Source organism: Rhodococcus sp. BH4 (genome assembly GCF_002079265.1).
GTDB lineage: Bacteria > Actinomycetota > Actinomycetes > Mycobacteriales > Mycobacteriaceae > Rhodococcus_F > Rhodococcus_F qingshengii.
This window is the reverse complement of the sequence record NZ_CP014941.1, coordinates 2,442,665-2,458,434: the sequence shown is the minus strand read 5'-3', so window position 1 is coordinate 2,458,434 and position 15,770 is coordinate 2,442,665. Positions and strand designations below refer to the sequence as shown.

Sequence of the window (15,770 nt, the reverse complement as noted above, 5' to 3'; positions counted from 1 at the left end):
CGCACGTCTGTTCTCTCACGCACGACCGCCTGCACGTCCGTTCGTCGTGTCTCGATCCTGGGGATCGCCGCCACGATGCTCGTCCTCGGTGGTTGCTCGTCCGACTCGTCGGACGATCCGGCGAGCACCATCGTCCGGACCACTACGTCGATCGCCGGTGCCGGCGTGATGGGCATCGAACGCGACACCGCCACCGCGTGCCCGACGCCGACGCAAGCCGACCCGGGAGCGGGCCCCGGGGTGAAGCGTCGAGTCGTACACACTGCGGGTGAAACCGAGGTTCCTTCCGATCCCCAACGGATCGTGGTCCTCGACAGTGTCTCGATGGACGCCGTGTGCGCCCTCGGTCTGTGGGAGCGGGTAGTGGGCGCCGCAACCGGTGTCGACTCGCCTCAACCGTCGTACCTGGGTTTCGGCATCTCGGAGATTCCGAGTGTCGGCCCCGTGAGCGCGCCTGACGTCAACGCAGTGAAGGCCGCCGCGCCGGACTTGATCCTCGGGTCCAGTCCGGCGTCCGACGGCTTGTACGGGCAACTCGACGCCATCGCCCCCACCGTGTTCGCGGGCTCGGATCCCGTGTACTGGAAAGCGCAGTTCGCCCTCGCCGGCCAGGCACTGGGCCGTTCGTCCGCGGCTGCGACGGAGCTGGACCGCTACCAGCAGGACGTCGTGCAGCTCGGCGACGCATTGAATGCATCGCAGACGCAGGCATCAGTGGTTCGGTTCGGTTCGAAGGACCTGCAGATCGAGGGCCCTGCATCCTTCGCCGGACAGATCCTCAGCGACGTCGGCGTCCGGCGCCCACCGGCGCAGCGATTGACCGATGCGACCACGGCACCGATTCCGGCCGACGATCTCAGCGCCGCCGAAGGGGACTTGATCTACGTCCTCTTCGACGGGCCGAACGGCCGTACCTACGGCACCGAGATCATGAAGAGCGACCAGTGGCAGGACCTCGCCGCTGCCACAGACCGACGTGTGTTCGTAGCGGAAGACGACATCTGGAACGGAAACGGGATGACTGCTGCCCGTGCCGTATTGGCGGACTTGAAGGGAACCTTGAACGGATATGCGAGCTGACCGGAACGAACCACAACTCCCACATTCGAGGCGGCTCGCCACAACTGTGACGGTCGGGTTCTGATCATGCCGATCCCGGAATTCATTGTCGCTTTGCGCGAGAAGGTCGGTCATGCGCCGCTCTGGCTGTCCGGAGTGAGCGTCGTGATCCGCGACGACGACGGTCGGGTCCTGCTCACCCGCCGCGCCGACAACGGTCAGTGGGCCGTCGTGTCCGGCGTTCTCGAGCCTGGGGAGGAACCGTCGGCGGCGGCGGTGCGCGAGGCGAAGGAAGAAACCGGCGTCGACGCCGAATTGGTTCGGATCACGAGTGTCGATGTCACAGATCCCATTACGTACCCCAACGGCGACGTGACTCAGTACCTCGACGTGTGTTTCCTGGCCAGGTGGACCGGCGGAGATGCACACGTGGCGGACGACGAAAACCTCGAGGTCGCGTGGTTCGCGCCGAGCGCACTGCCTTCGGACATGACGGAAACCTCGCGTCTGCGCCTCGCAAAAGCGTTGCTGGACAAGCCGGAAGCGTGGTTTCAGCGCTAGCCCGCTCTCAATACACGGCCGAAGCCCGATTCCCGCGTGTGCAGGAGTCGGGCTTCGGCGTGTAGGTCGCTCTCTAGAAATCCCAGTCGTCGTCTTCGGTGTTGACGGCCTTGCCGATGACGTAGGAGCTACCCGAGCCGGAGAAGAAGTCGTGATTCTCGTCCGCATTCGGTGAAAGTGCCGACAGGATAGCCGGATTGACGTCCGTCTCGTCCTTCGGGAAGAGGCCTTCGTAGCCGAGATTGTTGAGCGCCTTGTTGGCGTTGTAGCGCAAGAACTTCTTGACATCCTCGGTCAGACCGACGCCGTCGTAGAGGTCCTGGGTGTAGTCGACCTCGTTCTCGTAGAGCTCGAAGAGCAACTCGAACGTGTAGTTCTTGAGCTCTTCACGCTCGGCCTCGGTGAGCTGTTCGAGGCCCTTCTGGTACTTGTAGCCGATGTAGTACCCGTGCACGGCCTCGTCGCGGATGATGAGGCGGATGAGGTCTGCGGTGTTGGTGAGCTTGGCTCGCGAGGACCAGTACATCGGCAGGTAGAAGCCGGAGTAGAAGAGGAAGCTCTCGAGGAGCGTCGATGCGACCTTGCGCTTGAGCGGCGACTCGCCGTTGTAGTAGTCGAGAACGATCTGCGCCTTGCGCTGCAGGTTGGGGTTCTCCTCCGACCAGCGGAACGCGTCGTCGATGTCGGGGGTGGAGCACAGCGTCGAGAAGATCGAGCTGTAGCTCTTCGCGTGCACCGATTCCATGAAGGCGATGTTGGTGTACACCGCTTCTTCGTGGGGAGTGATCGCGTCCGGGATGAGGCTGACGGCGCCGACCGTTCCCTGGATGGTGTCGAGCAGCGTCAGGCCCGTGAAGACGCGCATGGTGAGCTGCTGCTCCTGCGCGGTCAGCGTTCCCCAGGACGGGATGTCGTTGGAGACCGGCACCTTTTCGGGCAGCCAGAAGTTGCTGACGAGGCGATCCCATACCTCGGCGTCCTTCTCGTCCTGGACGCGATTCCAGTTGATGGCGGAAACGCGACTGACCAGCTTGACCATTAGTTCCTCACTTCGTTCGGTTGTGCGCCTTTTCGGTAGTAACCACTACCGAAAAGGCGCACGGGGGCGGAGCCCTTTACAGCATGCAGGAAACGCAGCCCTCGACCTCGGTGCCTTCGAGTGCCATCTGACGCAGACGGATGTAGTACAGCGTCTTGATGCCCTTACGCCACGCGTAGATCTGCGCCTTGTTGATGTCGCGAGTGGTTGCGGTGTCCTTGAAGAACAGCGTCAGCGACAGGCCCTGGTCGACGTGTTGCGTTGCGGCAGCATAGGTGTCGACGATCTTCTCGTACCCGATTTCGTAGGCATCCTGGTAGTACTCCAGGTTGTCGTTGGTCAGGTAGGGCGCCGGGTAGTAGACGCGGCCGATCTTGCCTTCCTTGCGGATCTCGATCTTCGACGCCACCGGGTGGATGGAGCTGGTGGAGTAGTTGATGTACGAGATCGAGCCGGTCGGCGGGACGGCCTGAAGGTTCTGGTTGTAGATACCGTGCTTCTGAACCGAAGCCTTCAGCTCACGCCAGTCGTCCTGAGTGGGGATGTGCAGCTTCGCATCGGCGAAGAGTCCGCGAACCTTGTCGGTTGCCGGCTCCCAAGCCTGATCGGTGTACTTGTCGAAGAATTCACCCGAGGCGTACTTCGACTCCGGGAAACCCTTAAAGTACGAGCCGCGCTCGATGGCGATCTTGTTCGACGCACGCAGTGCGTGGAAGAGCACGGTGTAGAAGTAGATGTTCGTGAAGTCGATGCCTTCTTCGCTGCCGTAGAAGATCCGCTCACGAGCAAGGTATCCGTGCAGGTTCATCTGACCGAGGCCGATGGCGTGAGAGTCGTTGTTGCCCTGCTCGATCGACGGCACCGAGTAGATGTGCGTCTGATCGGACACCGCCGTCAATCCGCGGATCGACACTTCGATGGTCTTGGCGAAGTCGGGCGAGTCCATGGTCTTCGCGATGTTCAGCGAACCCAGGTTGCAGGAGATGTCCTTGCCGACCTTCGAGTAGGACAGGTCGTCGTTGAACAGTGAAGGCGTCGAAACCTGCAGGATCTCCGAGCACAGGTTCGAGTGCGTGATCTTGCCCTCGATCGGGTTCGCCCGGTTCACCGTGTCCTCGAACATGATGTAGGGGTAGCCCGATTCGAACTGCAATTCGGCGACGGTCTGGAAGAACTCGCGAGCTTTGATCTTGGACTTGCGAATTCGCTTGTCGTCGACCATCTCGTAGTACTTCTCGGAGACGTTGATGTCGGAGAACGGAACTCCGTAGATGCGCTCGACGTCGTACGGCGAGAACAAGTACATGTCCTCGTTCTTCTTCGCCAGTTCGAACGTGATGTCCGGGATCACGACGCCGAGTGAGAGCGTCTTGATACGGATCTTCTCGTCGGCGTTCTCACGCTTGGTGTCGAGGAACCGGTAGATGTCGGGGTGGTGCGCATGCAGGTACACAGCACCGGCGCCCTGACGCGCACCCAACTGGTTGGCGTAGGAGAACGAGTCCTCGAGAAGCTTCATGATCGGGATGACACCCGAACTCTGGTTCTCGATCTTCTTGATCGGTGCGCCGTGCTCACGAACGTTGGTGAGCAGCAAGGCAACTCCGCCACCGCGCTTGGACAGCTGCAGTGCCGAGTTGATGGAGCGACCGATGGACTCCATGTTGTCTTCGATACGAAGCAGGAAGCAGGACACGGGCTCACCGCGCTGCTTCTTGCCCGAGTTCAGGAACGTCGGGGTGGCGGGCTGGAAGCGTCCGGCGATGATCTCGTCGACGAGTTCGACGGCCAGGTCTTCGTTGCCTGCGGCCAGGGTGAGCGCAACCATGCAGACACGATCTTCGAAACGCTCGAGGTAGCGCTTACCGTCGAAGGTCTTGAGCGTGTACGAGGTGTAGTACTTGAATGCACCCAGGAACGTCGGGAAGCGGAACTTCTTGGCGTACGCGTGATCGATCAGGAACTTCACGAAAGTACGTGAGTACTGATCGAGAACCTCGGGCTCGTAATAGTTTTCCTCGACGAGGTAGTCCAGCTTCTCGTCGAGGTTGTGGAAGAACACGGTGTTCTGGTTGACGTGCTGCAAGAAGTACTGACGGGCTGCAGCGACATCCATCTCGAACTGGATCTCACCGTTGGCGCCGTACAGGTTGAGCATGGCGTTGAGTGCGTGGTAGTCGAGACCGTTGGTGGAATCGCCGCCGCGCGCATCACGCTCTACGCTTCCTGCCGCGATCGTGTCAGTGATGGTTGGCGCCACTGCCCGTGCTCCTTCTCTGTTTCGAGATGATTCCAGAACTCCCCCAAGCCTTCTCGTACCCGGTCGACGTCCTCGGCAGTGCCCATGAGTTCGAACCGGTACAGAAAAGGAACGTGGCATTTCTGGGAAATGATGTTTCCTGCATAGCAAAAGGACTCACCGAAATTGGTGTTTCCCGCCGCGATCACTGCTCTGATCAACGACCTGTTGTGTGGATTGTTCAAAAAACGAATGACCGGCTTCGGTACATAACTGGTGTCGCGCCCTGTCACGGTGACCCCGCCACCATAGGTGGGCAGAATCAGCACATAGGGCTCGTCTACACGAAATGAGCCGTCACGGTCATGGATAGGTATACGTGTCGCAGGCAGGCCGAGACGTTGAACGAATCGGTGGGTGTTCTCCGACACGCTGGAAAAATAGACCAGCGAAGTCATCGGTTGTCACCATTTTCTTGTACGGTGCCCGGAACTACTCAGATGTGTCGGCGGAGGTGTCCACCGCCGACACTGCGGCGCTTCAAGCAGCGACGGTCAGGGTCTTGATGCGATCGGGACGGAAGCCCGACCAGTGATCTTCACCGGCAACCACGATGGGTGCCTGGAGGTACCCGAGAGCCATGACGTAGTCGCGGGCTTCGGCATCCTCGGTGATGTCGATGACGTTGTATTCGAGACCGGCCTTGTCCAGGGCGCGGTAGGTGGCATTGCACTGAACGCAAGCGGGCTTGGTGTAGACGGTGATGCTCATGAGAGTCCCTCTTTCGCTTAGCCAACAAAGGCCGATGTAGTGATGTTCAGCACCGATACGACCGATTGCCGGAGTCTCGCTCGAAGCGTTCCGCGTTGTGGTCTCTCAGTGCTCAAGACACTACACCTAGTGGCCGACAGAAACACATAACGCGAGATGTTGTGAGTCACATCGTTGGAATTCCCAGGTCGCCCCTGTTCAGCGCCTTCATTTCCCGGCGCGTCGGCGTGTCGCGCGTCACAGTTTATTTTTTTGCTCGCCGGCCTCTCGGAGCCGCGCCACGGACCTACCATGAGCGTCGTGGAAACACCCCCGAAGGACGAGGCTCCACGCCACCAGGCAACCGTGACGAGAACACAGCAGGTGACACCGTTGATGCGCAGAATCACCTTCGGTGGGGAGGGCCTGAGCGACTTCGAGACGAGTGGTAGCCCGGACGAACGGGTGCTCGTCAGATTCCCTCTCATTCCCCCTCACGCCCGCAGTTACACGGTCCGGCGCTGGCAGCCGTCGAAGAACGAGCTGGAGATCGACTTCGTTCTCCACGGCCACGGCGGCGCGGCACTCTGGGCCGCGACTGCGCAACCGGGCGAGACCGTTCACCTCTCGACGGCGAGCGGGTGGTTCACGCCGCCGGCAGGTTGCGACTGGCTGCTGATGGTCGCCGATCACGCCGCTCTGCCCGCGATCGGGCGAATTCTCGAAGAAGCACCCGACGGTCTACCGATCCACGTCATCGCGCAGGTACCCGCGCCGAGCGAACAGCAGACGTTCACGACGCGCGCCGACGCTCACTACCGATGGATCGAGGAATCGGACTCGCTGCTCGCCGAATTGGCCGGCGCTGCCCTGCCTCCCGGCGAGGGCTACATCTGGTGTGCAGTCGAGGCCGCGACCGCCAGACGCATCCGCGCCCATCTGCGTCGAACATGGGAAATCCCGGCACCCCGCATGCACGTGATGGGTTACTGGCGGGAGGACAAGGAGAACTGGGAGCGTCGGTACGCCGTCGTCGCCGACCGTATCGACGCCGCGATGGGCGAAGCGATGATGGCCGGCAAGGATTTCGAGTCGGTTCGCGACGCCGTCGACGACGCGATGGAACGCGAAGGGCTTTAGCGCATATGGGCGTGACTCGCATACGAGTGAGGGCCATACCTTCCGGCATGGCCCTCACTCGTGAAACGGATTACGCGTTGACGAGCTGCTTGCCGGCGTCGACGAGGTCGGAGACGACCTTGGAGACCTGAGCGAGCACCTCTGCGTTCTCACGCGGGTGCAGCTCACCGAACAGTGCGCCGGTTCCACCGATGCTCAGTGCGGTGTCCTCGACGACCTTGCCGCCGGCGATGCGGACTGCCTTGGTGGTGTCTTCGTGTGCCCACTTGGCGCCGTTGCCACTGGGCGAAGCGCTGATGACTGCGACAGCCTTGTCCTTGACTGCACCGACACCGTACGGACGCGAGATCCAGTCGATGGCGTTCTTCAGAACTGCGGGGATGGTGCCGTTGTATTCGGGGGTGACGAGCAGGAACGCGTCAGCGTCGCTCGCAGCGGCGCGCAGTGCGTCGACAGCGGGAATGGAAGCACCCTCGACGTCGATGTCTTCGTTGTAGAAGGGGACGTCGGCGAGGCCTTCGAAGACCGTCAGCGTTGCACCCTCGGGTGCGGCGGACACAGCCGTCTCGGCAAGCTGGCGGTTGACGGATCCGGCGCGCAGGCTGCCGACGAGAACGAGAACATTGGTCTGTGACATAGCGAGTTTCCTTCGAGAGTGGTGCGGTTGGTGGCTCCGGTTGAAAGTTATATCAACTAAACGGACCGCGGTCCACTTACATTCCCCGGCCCTGTAACCTGATCCCGTGAGCGCAATCCCCCTCCCCCAGATCGGCGCCGCGCCGGTCGAGCGCGGTGACGCAGCACGTAACCGCGTACTTCTGCTCGACGCCGCAGCCCTCCTCGTTGCCGAGCGAGGTGTCGACGCGGTGACGATGGACGCTGTCGCGTGCCGGGCCGGTGTGGGCAAGGGCACAGTTTTTCGGCGCTTCGGCAATCGATCGGGACTGATGCAGGCACTGCTCGATCACACCGAGCGAGAACTGCAGCAGGCATTCATGTTCGGCCCCCCACCGTTGGGTCCGGGCGCGCCGCCGATCGAGCGCCTCATCGCGTTCGGACGAGCCCGGATTGCCATGGTGGAAGTACAGGGCGAAGTCCTCCGAGCGGCGGAAAACGCTCCTGAATACCGCTTTGGCGGTCCGGCCCGGGCTCTCGGCATCGCTCACGTCATCGGGCTTCTTCGAGGAGCCGGCGTCGAGGGCGACCTCGATCTGCTCGCTTCAGCACTGTTGGCACCACTCGAAGCGTCGCTCGTCCTTCATCAGGTGCGCGATCTCGGGATGACCACCGAGCGTCTGGCCGCCGGCTGGGAAGACCTTGCCCGGCGCGTTACTCGATGTTGACTCCCCCGATCCGTCCCACCACTTAATGTGAGCCCATGCGCATCGCTGCAGCCGTCATCGGCCTCCTGACCATCGCCGCGGTAAGCGGTTGCTCCGCTTCGTCCGACACCCCCGAAGACAAGACGGATCCCTCCGGTCGTGTGTTCATCTCGACCTCCGTGGATGGAACACAAATTCCCGGCGGCGGCCCGCTGACTCTCGACTTCAGCCAGGCCGGTCGAGTGTCCGCGAGCGCCGGATGCAACACGGCAAACGGTTCGGTCGAGTTCACCGACGGCACGCTGACCACCGGCACCATGGCGTCGACCATGATGGGCTGCCCTCCCGGCATCGCCGAATCCGACTCCTGGACAACAACATTGCTGACCGCTGCGCCGGCGTGGAGCCTCGACGGCGACACCCTCGTCCTGACATCGAAGGACGACACAGTCACCCTGCAGGACAAGAAAATCGTCACGCCGGATCGACCGCTGCAGGGCACGACGTGGACTGTCACGTCCCTCATCAGTCCCGATGCGATCAGTACGAGCCTGGCTCTGGAGACGTCAGCTCCCGAACTGACGATTGCCGCAGACGGTTCGGTCAGCGGGAGCACCGGATGCAATCGCATGACCGGAAGCGCCCAGACGTCCGACACCACAGTCACGTTCACGCCGATGGCAACCACGCGTATGGCTTGCCCCGAGGAGAACATGGACATCGAGCGCCAGATCCTGGCGGTGCTCGACGGCGAAGTGAGCTACACCGTCGACGCCGACACGCTGACCCTGCGCAAGCCCGACGACACCGGATTGATACTGACTGCGCAGGCTTGACCAGACGCTGCAGGCTCGATCAGACGTTGTCGAGCAGCCAGCGCCCCAACTCGCGGGCGCTGGCATCGATCATCGCGGGCCAGTCCAAGGCCGAGTCGTCCGCGTGATCGCTGACGTGTTTGACGAGTCGGCAGGTAGCACCCGCAGCCTGCGCGGCGAATGCGATGGCAAACCCCTCCATGTCGACCAGATCGGCTCGCTGCGCAAGGGCGTCCCGGGTTGCAGCGTCGGCGATGAATGCGTCGCCGGTCGCCAACACCGAGTCGTCACCGCCGGCGAGCACCAAACGGTCCGCGACGTCGTGCCCCAGCGCTCGGATCGCGGTGCTGCTGATGTCGTGATTGATGACGACGCCGGGAACATAGAGGCCGCCGTGGTGCGCGTGCAGCGCACCGGCTGTCCCGATGTTGACGACCAGCGGCAGATCATCCCGCTCGTACCGCGCGAGAGCAGAGGCGACTGCTGTTGCAGCACTGACCTTTCCAATCCCCGTGATCAGCAGTTCGTATCCTTGCGGCACGTATGCCGCTTCCGACTTCGTCGCACTGACCACCAGAACGTTGTTCGCACTCATGTGCGCGACCGTACCGCCCCGGATACGGTGGCACTGCACGCGCCTGCTCACATCGCTAGAGTCCATTCATGGCCACACTGCGTGAAAGCATCATCGAAGAACTCGGCACAAAGCCGACAATCGACGCCGCAGCGGAGGTTCGCGCGCGAGTCCAGTTCCTGAAGGACTACGTGCGCTCGACCCCCGCCAAAGGGTTCGTTCTGGGAATCAGCGGCGGTCAGGACAGCACGCTCGCCGGAGCCCTCGCCCAACGCGCGGTCACGGAACTTCGTGAAGAAGGCCACGAGGCCGAGTTCGTCGCCGTTCGACTCCCCTACGGCGCGCAGGCCGACGAATCCGACGCTCAGATCGCGCTCGGCTTCATCAAGCCGGACCGCTCTCTCACGGTCAACGTCAAGCCTGGCGCCGACGCCACGGCCCGTGAGGCCTCCGAGGCGTTGGGGAACGGCGAACTACGCGACTTCGTCCGTGGCAACATCAAGGCGCGCGAACGAATGGTCATTCAGTATGCGATTGCCGGTCAGCTCGGCTACCTCGTGATCGGTACCGACCACGCCGCAGAAGCGATTACCGGCTTCTTCACGAAATTCGGCGACGGCGGTGTCGACATCACGCCGCTCACCGGCTTGAGCAAACGCCAGGGCGCTGCATTGCTGCAGGAATTGGGCGCACCCGAGAGCACGTGGCGCAAGGTGCCGACCGCCGACCTCGAGGACGACCGACCCGCGCTACCCGACGAAGTTGCCCTCGGCGTCACGTACTCACAGATAGACGACTACCTCGAAGGAAAGGACGTTTCCTCCGAGGTAGCCGAGAAGCTCGAGAAGATGTTCACCAACACTCGTCACAAGCGCACGGTGCCGGTCACACCCCTCGATGACTGGTGGAAGTAACTCCTACCAGAGCTCTTACCAGCGACTAGCTACCGAACAGGCTGCCGAAGACGTCGCCCAGCGAACCCGTTCCCGAAGCCGGATCCTTCTTCGCGAAGTTGGTGGTGCATCCGTTGAACTGCACTGCATCGACCAGCGTCGACGTGGCGGCGGAACCGGTGCCCACGCTGACGCCGTAGTGGTCGACTACCGCGTTCGGGTTCGCGGCGACGATGTCAGCCAAAGGCACTGACACGCGGTCCTTGGCGCCGTCGATGTTCTGAGTGCTCCACCACACGCCCTTCTGGAGATCCGCGTGAACGCCGCCGTCAGCCGTCGGCGTCGCGTCGGGTCCCGGGACCCACACCAGGGTGGTGAATCCGTTCTCGAACTTTCCGCCGGTGGTTCCGGTGAGGCGGAGCTGGAATGCCGCAGTCGGCGTGGCGGCGCGCTCGGCAAAGCCGATCGCCTTGCCGACTGCGTCGGACAGCTTGATACCGCCGGCCGAATGGTAGGAAACCGAACGATCGCCGGTACCGTCAACGGCCAGCTTCAGTGAACCGTCCTTGTCGAGAACGTTGTCGGCCGAGTACGACGCGGTCTGATCCTTCTCGTCGGTGAACGGGATGCCCCACCCGTTCGGCGTCGCTTCGGTGGACAGGGTCGAGCAGGAGGCTTCCGGCGCAGAAGAGCCGAGAGAACCGGTGGACGGAAGCGCAGTAGCAATTGCCGGAGCGGTGAGTGCAGCTGCCCCGAGGAGTGCTACGACGACTCCGACACGGCGCGTGGAATTAATCGACATTGAAATACCTTTCACATATCCCGAGTGGAATTGCGCCAAAATTAACACATGTCGACAATTACCAACAGCGAAGTTATTTCTTTTGTCATCCAAACAGATGACAATTCACCTTGGCAATTCGAAGTGCATTCGCTCCCCCAAAAGTAGGAGAAACTAAACAAAACGACCAATGCTGGACAATTGACCAACAATGGAAAAAACGGAGATAGATGCCACTTGAGCTGGAGTGATCAAGATATAAATATTTGGACCGGCAAACCGAAAAAGGACAATACGTCGGCAGCCCACAAATAGCTACGCCGGCAATTCTCGGACTAGCCTCCAGCGAAAGGCGGAAGAATATCGACAGCGCTACCGGAGGCTCGAGAGACGTCGCGGGTCAACTCGTCACCGACGAGGAAAGCCGAGACCGACAGCACTCGCTCCATCTCCTGTCCGTATCGCCCGACCAGCACCGCCACCAACTCGGCAAGTGTGTTGTCGGGCGAAATGGCGACTACCTCGCTACGGCAACCGGATACATCCGCTGCAGCAGCAAAGTAACGAACCGAGATCGAATGCGGATCAGCCACCGATCGCTCCCATACTTCTTTCCGGCGGAACGAAGTCCGCGGCGTCGATGCCGTGCCCAGCCCACTTGTTCCACATCGCACCGCGCCACAAATCCGCTAGTTCGTCGTCACTTGCTCCGGCCCTGAGCGCGGCACGCAGATCAACTTCACGGTCACTGAACAGACATGACCGAATTGTTCCCTCTGCGGTCATTCGCGTCCGATCGCATTCACTGCAGAACGAGCGGGTCACGGAAGCGATGATCCCTACCGTCATCGTGGTCCCGTCGACACGCCATTCTTCGGCAGGAGCCGACGGATCTTCACGGCCGATTGCTTCCAATTCGAAACGGCTTCCCAAAACGGACAACAATTCAGCCGCGGTCACCATGTTCTCGCGTGCCCATGCATGGTCTGCGTCCAGAGGCATTTGCTCGATAAAGCGCAATTCGACGCCGGCTTCGAGGCACCACTGAAAAAGATCCGCCGCGCCGTGGAGCGTTTCACGCATCAGCACCGCATTGATCTTCAGTGGCGCGAGCCCGGCCGCAGCTGCCGCTCGAATTCCCGCGAGAACGGACGGCAACCTGTCTCGACGCGTCAATTCAGCGAAATGGGCGCGATCAACCGAATCCAGGGAAACATTGATGCGAGTCAAACCAGCTGCAGCCAACTTCGCCGCACGATGTTCGAGCCCAACGGCGTTGGTAGTCATGGAAAGTGGAATTCCTGGCACGCGAGCGGCACACCCCGCGATGATCTTTTCGAGGTCACTACGCATCAACGGTTCCCCGCCGGTGAATCTCACTTCACGAATACCGACCCGCTCGACGCCGATTCCGACCACTCGAATGATCTCGTCGGCACTCAGAAGATCTTCCGCAGCGATGGCCGGCAAGCCTTCCTCCGGCATGCAATACGTGCAACGAAGTGAACACTTCTCGGTGATCGAGACTCGCAGATCTCTGGCAACACGCCCGAACCTGTCGACCAGGAGATCCGTCTCGGGACGACCGGCGAGGGAGGCAGCGTCGAACCGCACGGTGGGAATTCCCATCGAGACCACTGTCATCACTTCACCAACTTCCGTATTGCTCCAGTATGACCGAAAGCCGTACTCCGTGTGTCGGACGGACCACACCGCCTAGGATCAAAACATGTCGAGGTTGTCGAGGTTACTGTCATGAGCGCGCGTTCGGTCGAGGAACACGCGTCGCACATCTCCGGATTGCTCACCGGCCTGCACACCCTCTCTCCGACGGCAGTTCCGACGGCAGAAGCGTTGGGGCGCATAACTTGCTCGGATATCGCATCACCGGTAGACCTGCCACTCTTCCGCAACTCGCAGATGGACGGGTATGCCGTCGATGCTGCTTCTGTGGCCTCGGTTCCGACCACACTGACGGTTCGAGGCGTGATCGCCGCTGGAAGCGGAAAACAACCGAAACACCTTCCAGGATCGGCATTTCGCATCATGACCGGTGCTCCGCTTCCCGAGGGTGCCGACGCCGTTGTTCCGGTCGAGGACACAACGGGTGTCACCGAGCACGTCGTCACGATCGAACGGGGCAGGTCGGTAGGCGAATTCGTACGCGAACGTGGCAGCGACATCACCGCCGGAATGCTACTGGTCACGGCCGGAACGCACTTGGAACCTCGCCATATCGCCGCGCTGAGTGCTGTGGGCCTGGCCTCGCTCGACACCTACACGAAGCCACGGGTCGCGATAATTACGACGGGCGCCGAACTGAAAAGTGCCGGAACAACTCTCGAACCCGGTGAGATCTACGATTCCAACGGTCCAGCTTTGGCAACATTGGCCGAAGCCAACGGCGCCGATGTCGTATCCGTCGCCCGAAGCAGCGACGACCCCGCCGAGTTCCGCGAATTGCTCTCGTACGCAACCTCGGTCGCTGATCTGGTGTTCACCTCCGGCGGAGTGTCCATGGGCGACTTCGAGGTGGTGAAGGAAACTCTCACGCCTCTGGGAGCACACTTCGGCCACGTCGCAATGCAGCCGGGCGGTCCGCAAGGCACTGCAGTGGTGAACGAAGTGCCGGTACTGAGCTTCCCGGGCAACCCGGTGAGCACGATGGTCTCCTTCGAGGTCTTCGCACGGGGCGAACTGCGCCGGGCCGCGGGCCTGCCCGAGATCCCGCGCGAGCGACTCCCGTTGACTGCACCGCTGCGTTCGGTGGACGGCAAGCGGCAGTTCCTGCGGGCACGCAGAACTGCGGACGGAATCGAACTCGTTGCCGGACCCGGATCGCACCTTGTTGCAGCCATGGCGTGGGCCGACGTCCTGATCGACATCCCCGCCGCCGTGACCGAGCTCGGCGCGGGCGATCTCGTCGACGTCGTCCCGCTCTCGACTTCCTCGATCTGATTCACTCGATCTGATTCAAAGGACACTGATGACCGAATTGACACACGTCGACAGCGAGGGCCGAGCGCGCATGGTCGACGTCAGCGCCAAGGCCGAGACGACGCGTATCGCCGTCGCCGCCGGCGAACTCGTCACGACCGCCGAGGTAGTTCGCCTCGTCCGCGCCGACGGCATGCCCAAGGCTGATGTCCTCACCACCGCGCGCATCGCCGGAATCGCCGGTGCGAAGAAGACCTCCGAACTGATCCCGCTGTGTCATCAACTCGCGCTCTCGTCGGTCAAGGTGGAATTCGGGTTCACCGAAACATCGATCACCGTCGAGGCGACGGCGAAGACTCGCGGACAGACCGGCGTCGAGATGGAAGCACTCACCGCCGTCGCGGTAGCCGGCCTGACCTTGCACGACATGGTCAAAGCGGTGGACCCCGGAGCTACCATGAACGGTGTTCGTCTGCTCACCAAAGACGGTGGTAAACGCGGACATTGGACCCGCGACACTCAGAACGCACAGACAGCTCCGGCGCACACCTTCACCTCGGCACGGTCCGCGACCGTCCTCGTGGCTTCCACCGGCGGTGCGAACGGCACCAGACCCGACACCACCGGACCCACGATCGCGACCTGGCTACGTGAACGGGACTTCGAGGTACGTGGACCGCTTGTGTACGCCGACGCAGACATCGCGGCGGGCATCGCTGACGCCAAGGAGGGCTCCCCGTCACTCGTCATCAGTACCGGCGGCACCGGGGCTTCCCCCACGGATGCCACCCCGGAAGCTACCCGGGCAGTCTTGACCCGTGAGTTGCCCGGCGTCGCAGAAGCGATCCGGACCAAGGGCCTCGAGAAGACACCGCACGCGTCGCTGAGCCGTGGTGTGGCAGGTCTCACAAGTACGACGGTCATCGTCAATCTTCCGGGTTCTCCCGGTGGAGTGAAGGACGGTCTCGCCGTCCTCGAACCCATCATCGATCACCTGCTCGCGCAGGTCGCAGGCGGAGGAGCGCACGATGAGTGAGCTACTGGCTCGGATCTCCGAGCAACCGATTCACGCAGACACCGTCGACGCCGCCGTTGCCGGTCCGAAGAACGGCGCTGTTGTGGTGTTCACGGGAACGGTGCGCAATCACGATGGAGGTCAAGCGGTTTCGGCGTTGGAGTACCAAGCGCATCCGGATGCCGAACGCTTCCTCGAGACGTGCTGCCAAGAGGTTGCGGCCTCGACCGGCCTGCCGGTTGCCGCGATCCATCGCGTCGGTCACCTCGAGATCGGCGACCTCGCACTGGTCGCCGCCGTCGCCGCGCCGCATCGAGCGGAGGCGTTTGCCGCGTGCGCCGAACTGGTGGAGCGCATCAAGCACGAGGTACCGATCTGGAAGCGGCAACACTTCGCGAACGGCGTCTCCGAATGGGTCGGGTTGTAGGTCGAACGCTCCGGGAAGGTAGAGTTGCCATCACTAGGTGCCTGAAATCGGGCATCCAGCGTCGTAGAACGCAAATTTTCTTGCTGAGTGCTCAATGCACCCGCTCTTCTTACGGCGAAGAAGCCTGCCGACCGGCAGCGCCGCCACCACTGTGCTTGATTGTTCGACCGGTTAATTCCCGTGTCGGCATCCGGGCACGAACACGTGCCCGAAAGGCT

At 62.0% G+C, this 15,770-nt stretch carries 18 protein-coding genes; 9 read left to right on the top strand and 9 right to left on the bottom strand.

From position 1 onward, the window contains the following. Nucleotides 1–75 precede the first annotated feature (75 nt). Nucleotides 76–1,080, top strand: a complete 1,005-nt coding sequence (locus A0W34_RS11435) for an iron-siderophore ABC transporter substrate-binding protein (RefSeq protein WP_231783550.1) — start codon at nucleotides 76–78, stop codon at nucleotides 1,078–1,080. Between the two features lie 66 nt (nucleotides 1,081–1,146). Further along, nucleotides 1,147–1,620 (top strand): NUDIX hydrolase, encoded by a 474-nt coding sequence (locus tag A0W34_RS11430; protein ID WP_081557698.1) that lies wholly within the window; start codon nucleotides 1,147–1,149, stop codon nucleotides 1,618–1,620. A gap of 73 nt (nucleotides 1,621–1,693) precedes the next feature. Here A0W34_RS11430 and nrdF read toward each other — a convergent pair whose 3' ends face one another. From nrdF to nrdH, 4 genes are all read right to left on the bottom strand, one after another. Further along, the gene (gene nrdF / locus A0W34_RS11425; protein WP_003944744.1) at nucleotides 1,694–2,659 is read right to left on the bottom strand and encodes a class 1b ribonucleoside-diphosphate reductase subunit beta; all 966 of its coding nucleotides are present in this window, start codon (nucleotides 2,657–2,659) and stop codon (nucleotides 1,694–1,696) included. Between the two features lie 76 nt (nucleotides 2,660–2,735). Continuing rightward, entirely contained in the window at nucleotides 2,736–4,919 is a 2,184-nt protein-coding gene (gene nrdE / locus A0W34_RS11420) for a class 1b ribonucleoside-diphosphate reductase subunit alpha (RefSeq protein ID WP_003944756.1), read from the bottom strand. After that, nucleotides 4,877–5,356, bottom strand: coding sequence for a class Ib ribonucleoside-diphosphate reductase assembly flavoprotein NrdI (gene nrdI / locus A0W34_RS11415; protein WP_003944767.1), 480 nt, complete (start codon nucleotides 5,354–5,356; stop codon nucleotides 4,877–4,879). Before nrdI ends, nrdE begins: the two co-directional genes overlap by 43 nt. Before the next feature lie 82 nt (nucleotides 5,357–5,438). Next, nucleotides 5,439–5,669 carry a glutaredoxin-like protein NrdH gene (gene nrdH / locus A0W34_RS11410; RefSeq protein WP_003944717.1) on the bottom strand — a complete coding sequence of 77 codons (231 nt, stop codon included), beginning with the start codon at nucleotides 5,667–5,669 and terminating at the stop codon, nucleotides 5,439–5,441. 291 nt (nucleotides 5,670–5,960) lie between these two features. On the opposite strand from nrdH, the gene A0W34_RS11405 reads away from it, so the two are divergent. Continuing rightward, the gene (locus A0W34_RS11405) at nucleotides 5,961–6,788 is read left to right on the top strand and encodes a siderophore-interacting protein (RefSeq protein WP_081557697.1); all 828 of its coding nucleotides are present in this window, start codon (nucleotides 5,961–5,963) and stop codon (nucleotides 6,786–6,788) included. A 70-nt stretch (nucleotides 6,789–6,858) separates the two neighbouring features. Here A0W34_RS11405 and A0W34_RS11400 read toward each other — a convergent pair whose 3' ends face one another. After that, nucleotides 6,859–7,425, bottom strand: a complete 567-nt coding sequence (locus A0W34_RS11400; RefSeq protein ID WP_003944689.1) for an NAD(P)H-dependent oxidoreductase — start codon at nucleotides 7,423–7,425, stop codon at nucleotides 6,859–6,861. A 106-nt stretch (nucleotides 7,426–7,531) separates the two neighbouring features. Between A0W34_RS11400 and A0W34_RS11395 the strand changes: the two genes are divergently transcribed. Then, on the top strand, nucleotides 7,532–8,131 hold the full coding sequence (locus tag A0W34_RS11395) for a TetR/AcrR family transcriptional regulator (protein WP_003944690.1): 600 nt from the start codon (nucleotides 7,532–7,534) through the stop codon (nucleotides 8,129–8,131). A gap of 35 nt (nucleotides 8,132–8,166) precedes the next feature. Next, on the top strand, nucleotides 8,167–8,946 hold the full coding sequence (locus tag A0W34_RS11390; protein ID WP_058038594.1) for an META domain-containing protein: 780 nt from the start codon (nucleotides 8,167–8,169) through the stop codon (nucleotides 8,944–8,946). 19 nt (nucleotides 8,947–8,965) lie between these two features. Here the strand turns inward: A0W34_RS11390 and A0W34_RS11385 are convergent, their stop codons facing one another. Beyond that, on the bottom strand, nucleotides 8,966–9,520 hold the full coding sequence (locus A0W34_RS11385) for a nucleosidase (RefSeq protein WP_003944766.1): 555 nt from the start codon (nucleotides 9,518–9,520) through the stop codon (nucleotides 8,966–8,968). Between the two features lie 68 nt (nucleotides 9,521–9,588). Between A0W34_RS11385 and nadE the strand changes: the two genes are divergently transcribed. Further along, nucleotides 9,589–10,413 carry an ammonia-dependent NAD(+) synthetase gene (gene nadE, locus A0W34_RS11380; protein ID WP_003944695.1) on the top strand — a complete coding sequence of 275 codons (825 nt, stop codon included), beginning with the start codon at nucleotides 9,589–9,591 and terminating at the stop codon, nucleotides 10,411–10,413. 25 nt (nucleotides 10,414–10,438) lie between these two features. Here nadE and A0W34_RS11375 read toward each other — a convergent pair whose 3' ends face one another. The 3 genes from A0W34_RS11375 to moaA all read right to left on the bottom strand — a co-directional run bounded on the left by A0W34_RS11375 (nucleotide 10,439) and on the right by moaA (nucleotide 12,817). Next, nucleotides 10,439–11,194, bottom strand: coding sequence for a hypothetical protein (locus A0W34_RS11375; RefSeq protein ID WP_003944763.1), 756 nt, complete (start codon nucleotides 11,192–11,194; stop codon nucleotides 10,439–10,441). A 314-nt stretch (nucleotides 11,195–11,508) separates the two neighbouring features. Next, nucleotides 11,509–11,766, bottom strand: coding sequence for a MoaD/ThiS family protein (locus A0W34_RS11370; RefSeq protein ID WP_030534960.1), 258 nt, complete (start codon nucleotides 11,764–11,766; stop codon nucleotides 11,509–11,511). Continuing rightward, entirely contained in the window at nucleotides 11,759–12,817 is a 1,059-nt protein-coding gene (gene moaA / locus A0W34_RS11365) for a GTP 3',8-cyclase MoaA (RefSeq protein ID WP_081557696.1), read from the bottom strand. Before moaA ends, A0W34_RS11370 begins: the two co-directional genes overlap by 8 nt. A gap of 111 nt (nucleotides 12,818–12,928) precedes the next feature. Between moaA and A0W34_RS11360 the strand changes: the two genes are divergently transcribed. The 3 genes from A0W34_RS11360 to A0W34_RS11350 are packed head-to-tail and all read left to right on the top strand — an operon-like array spanning nucleotide 12,929 to nucleotide 15,552. Beyond that, the gene (locus tag A0W34_RS11360) at nucleotides 12,929–14,131 is read left to right on the top strand and encodes a molybdopterin molybdotransferase MoeA (protein WP_081557695.1); all 1,203 of its coding nucleotides are present in this window, start codon (nucleotides 12,929–12,931) and stop codon (nucleotides 14,129–14,131) included. A gap of 28 nt (nucleotides 14,132–14,159) precedes the next feature. Further along, nucleotides 14,160–15,146 carry a bifunctional molybdenum cofactor biosynthesis protein MoaC/MoaB gene (gene moaCB / locus A0W34_RS11355; protein ID WP_030534962.1) on the top strand — a complete coding sequence of 329 codons (987 nt, stop codon included), beginning with the start codon at nucleotides 14,160–14,162 and terminating at the stop codon, nucleotides 15,144–15,146. Further along, nucleotides 15,139–15,552: a molybdenum cofactor biosynthesis protein MoaE gene (locus A0W34_RS11350; protein ID WP_003944730.1), complete on the top strand. Its 414-nt coding sequence runs from the start codon at nucleotides 15,139–15,141 to the stop codon at nucleotides 15,550–15,552. Before moaCB ends, A0W34_RS11350 begins: the two co-directional genes overlap by 8 nt. Nucleotides 15,553–15,770 lie beyond the last annotated feature (218 nt).

Excerpts from the sequence above, each read along its gene's own strand:
- A0W34_RS11405 (WP_081557697.1), top strand. The coding sequence starts at position 5,961 with ATGAGCGTCGTGGAAACACCCCCGAAGGACGAGGCTCCACGCCACCAG.
- A0W34_RS11350 (WP_003944730.1), top strand. The coding sequence starts at position 15,139 with ATGAGTGAGCTACTGGCTCGGATCTCCGAGCAACCGATTCACGCAGAC.
- A0W34_RS11385 (WP_003944766.1), bottom strand. The coding sequence starts at position 9,520 with ATGAGTGCGAACAACGTTCTGGTGGTCAGTGCGACGAAGTCGGAAGCG.
- A0W34_RS11400 (WP_003944689.1), bottom strand. The coding sequence starts at position 7,425 with ATGTCACAGACCAATGTTCTCGTTCTCGTCGGCAGCCTGCGCGCCGGA.
- A0W34_RS11375 (WP_003944763.1), bottom strand. The coding sequence starts at position 11,194 with ATGTCGATTAATTCCACGCGCCGTGTCGGAGTCGTCGTAGCACTCCTC.
- A0W34_RS11430 (WP_081557698.1), top strand. The coding sequence starts at position 1,147 with ATGCCGATCCCGGAATTCATTGTCGCTTTGCGCGAGAAGGTCGGTCAT.
- moaCB (WP_030534962.1), top strand. The coding sequence starts at position 14,160 with ATGACCGAATTGACACACGTCGACAGCGAGGGCCGAGCGCGCATGGTC.
- nrdH (WP_003944717.1), bottom strand. The coding sequence starts at position 5,669 with ATGAGCATCACCGTCTACACCAAGCCCGCTTGCGTTCAGTGCAATGCC.
- A0W34_RS11390 (WP_058038594.1), top strand. The coding sequence starts at position 8,167 with ATGCGCATCGCTGCAGCCGTCATCGGCCTCCTGACCATCGCCGCGGTA.
- nrdF (WP_003944744.1), bottom strand. The coding sequence starts at position 2,659 with ATGGTCAAGCTGGTCAGTCGCGTTTCCGCCATCAACTGGAATCGCGTC.
- A0W34_RS11360 (WP_081557695.1), top strand. The coding sequence starts at position 12,929 with ATGAGCGCGCGTTCGGTCGAGGAACACGCGTCGCACATCTCCGGATTG.
- nrdI (WP_003944767.1), bottom strand. The coding sequence starts at position 5,356 with ATGACTTCGCTGGTCTATTTTTCCAGCGTGTCGGAGAACACCCACCGA.
- nadE (WP_003944695.1), top strand. The coding sequence starts at position 9,589 with ATGGCCACACTGCGTGAAAGCATCATCGAAGAACTCGGCACAAAGCCG.
- moaA (WP_081557696.1), bottom strand. The coding sequence starts at position 12,817 with ATGACAGTGGTCTCGATGGGAATTCCCACCGTGCGGTTCGACGCTGCC.
- A0W34_RS11435 (WP_231783550.1), top strand. The coding sequence starts at position 76 with ATGCTCGTCCTCGGTGGTTGCTCGTCCGACTCGTCGGACGATCCGGCG.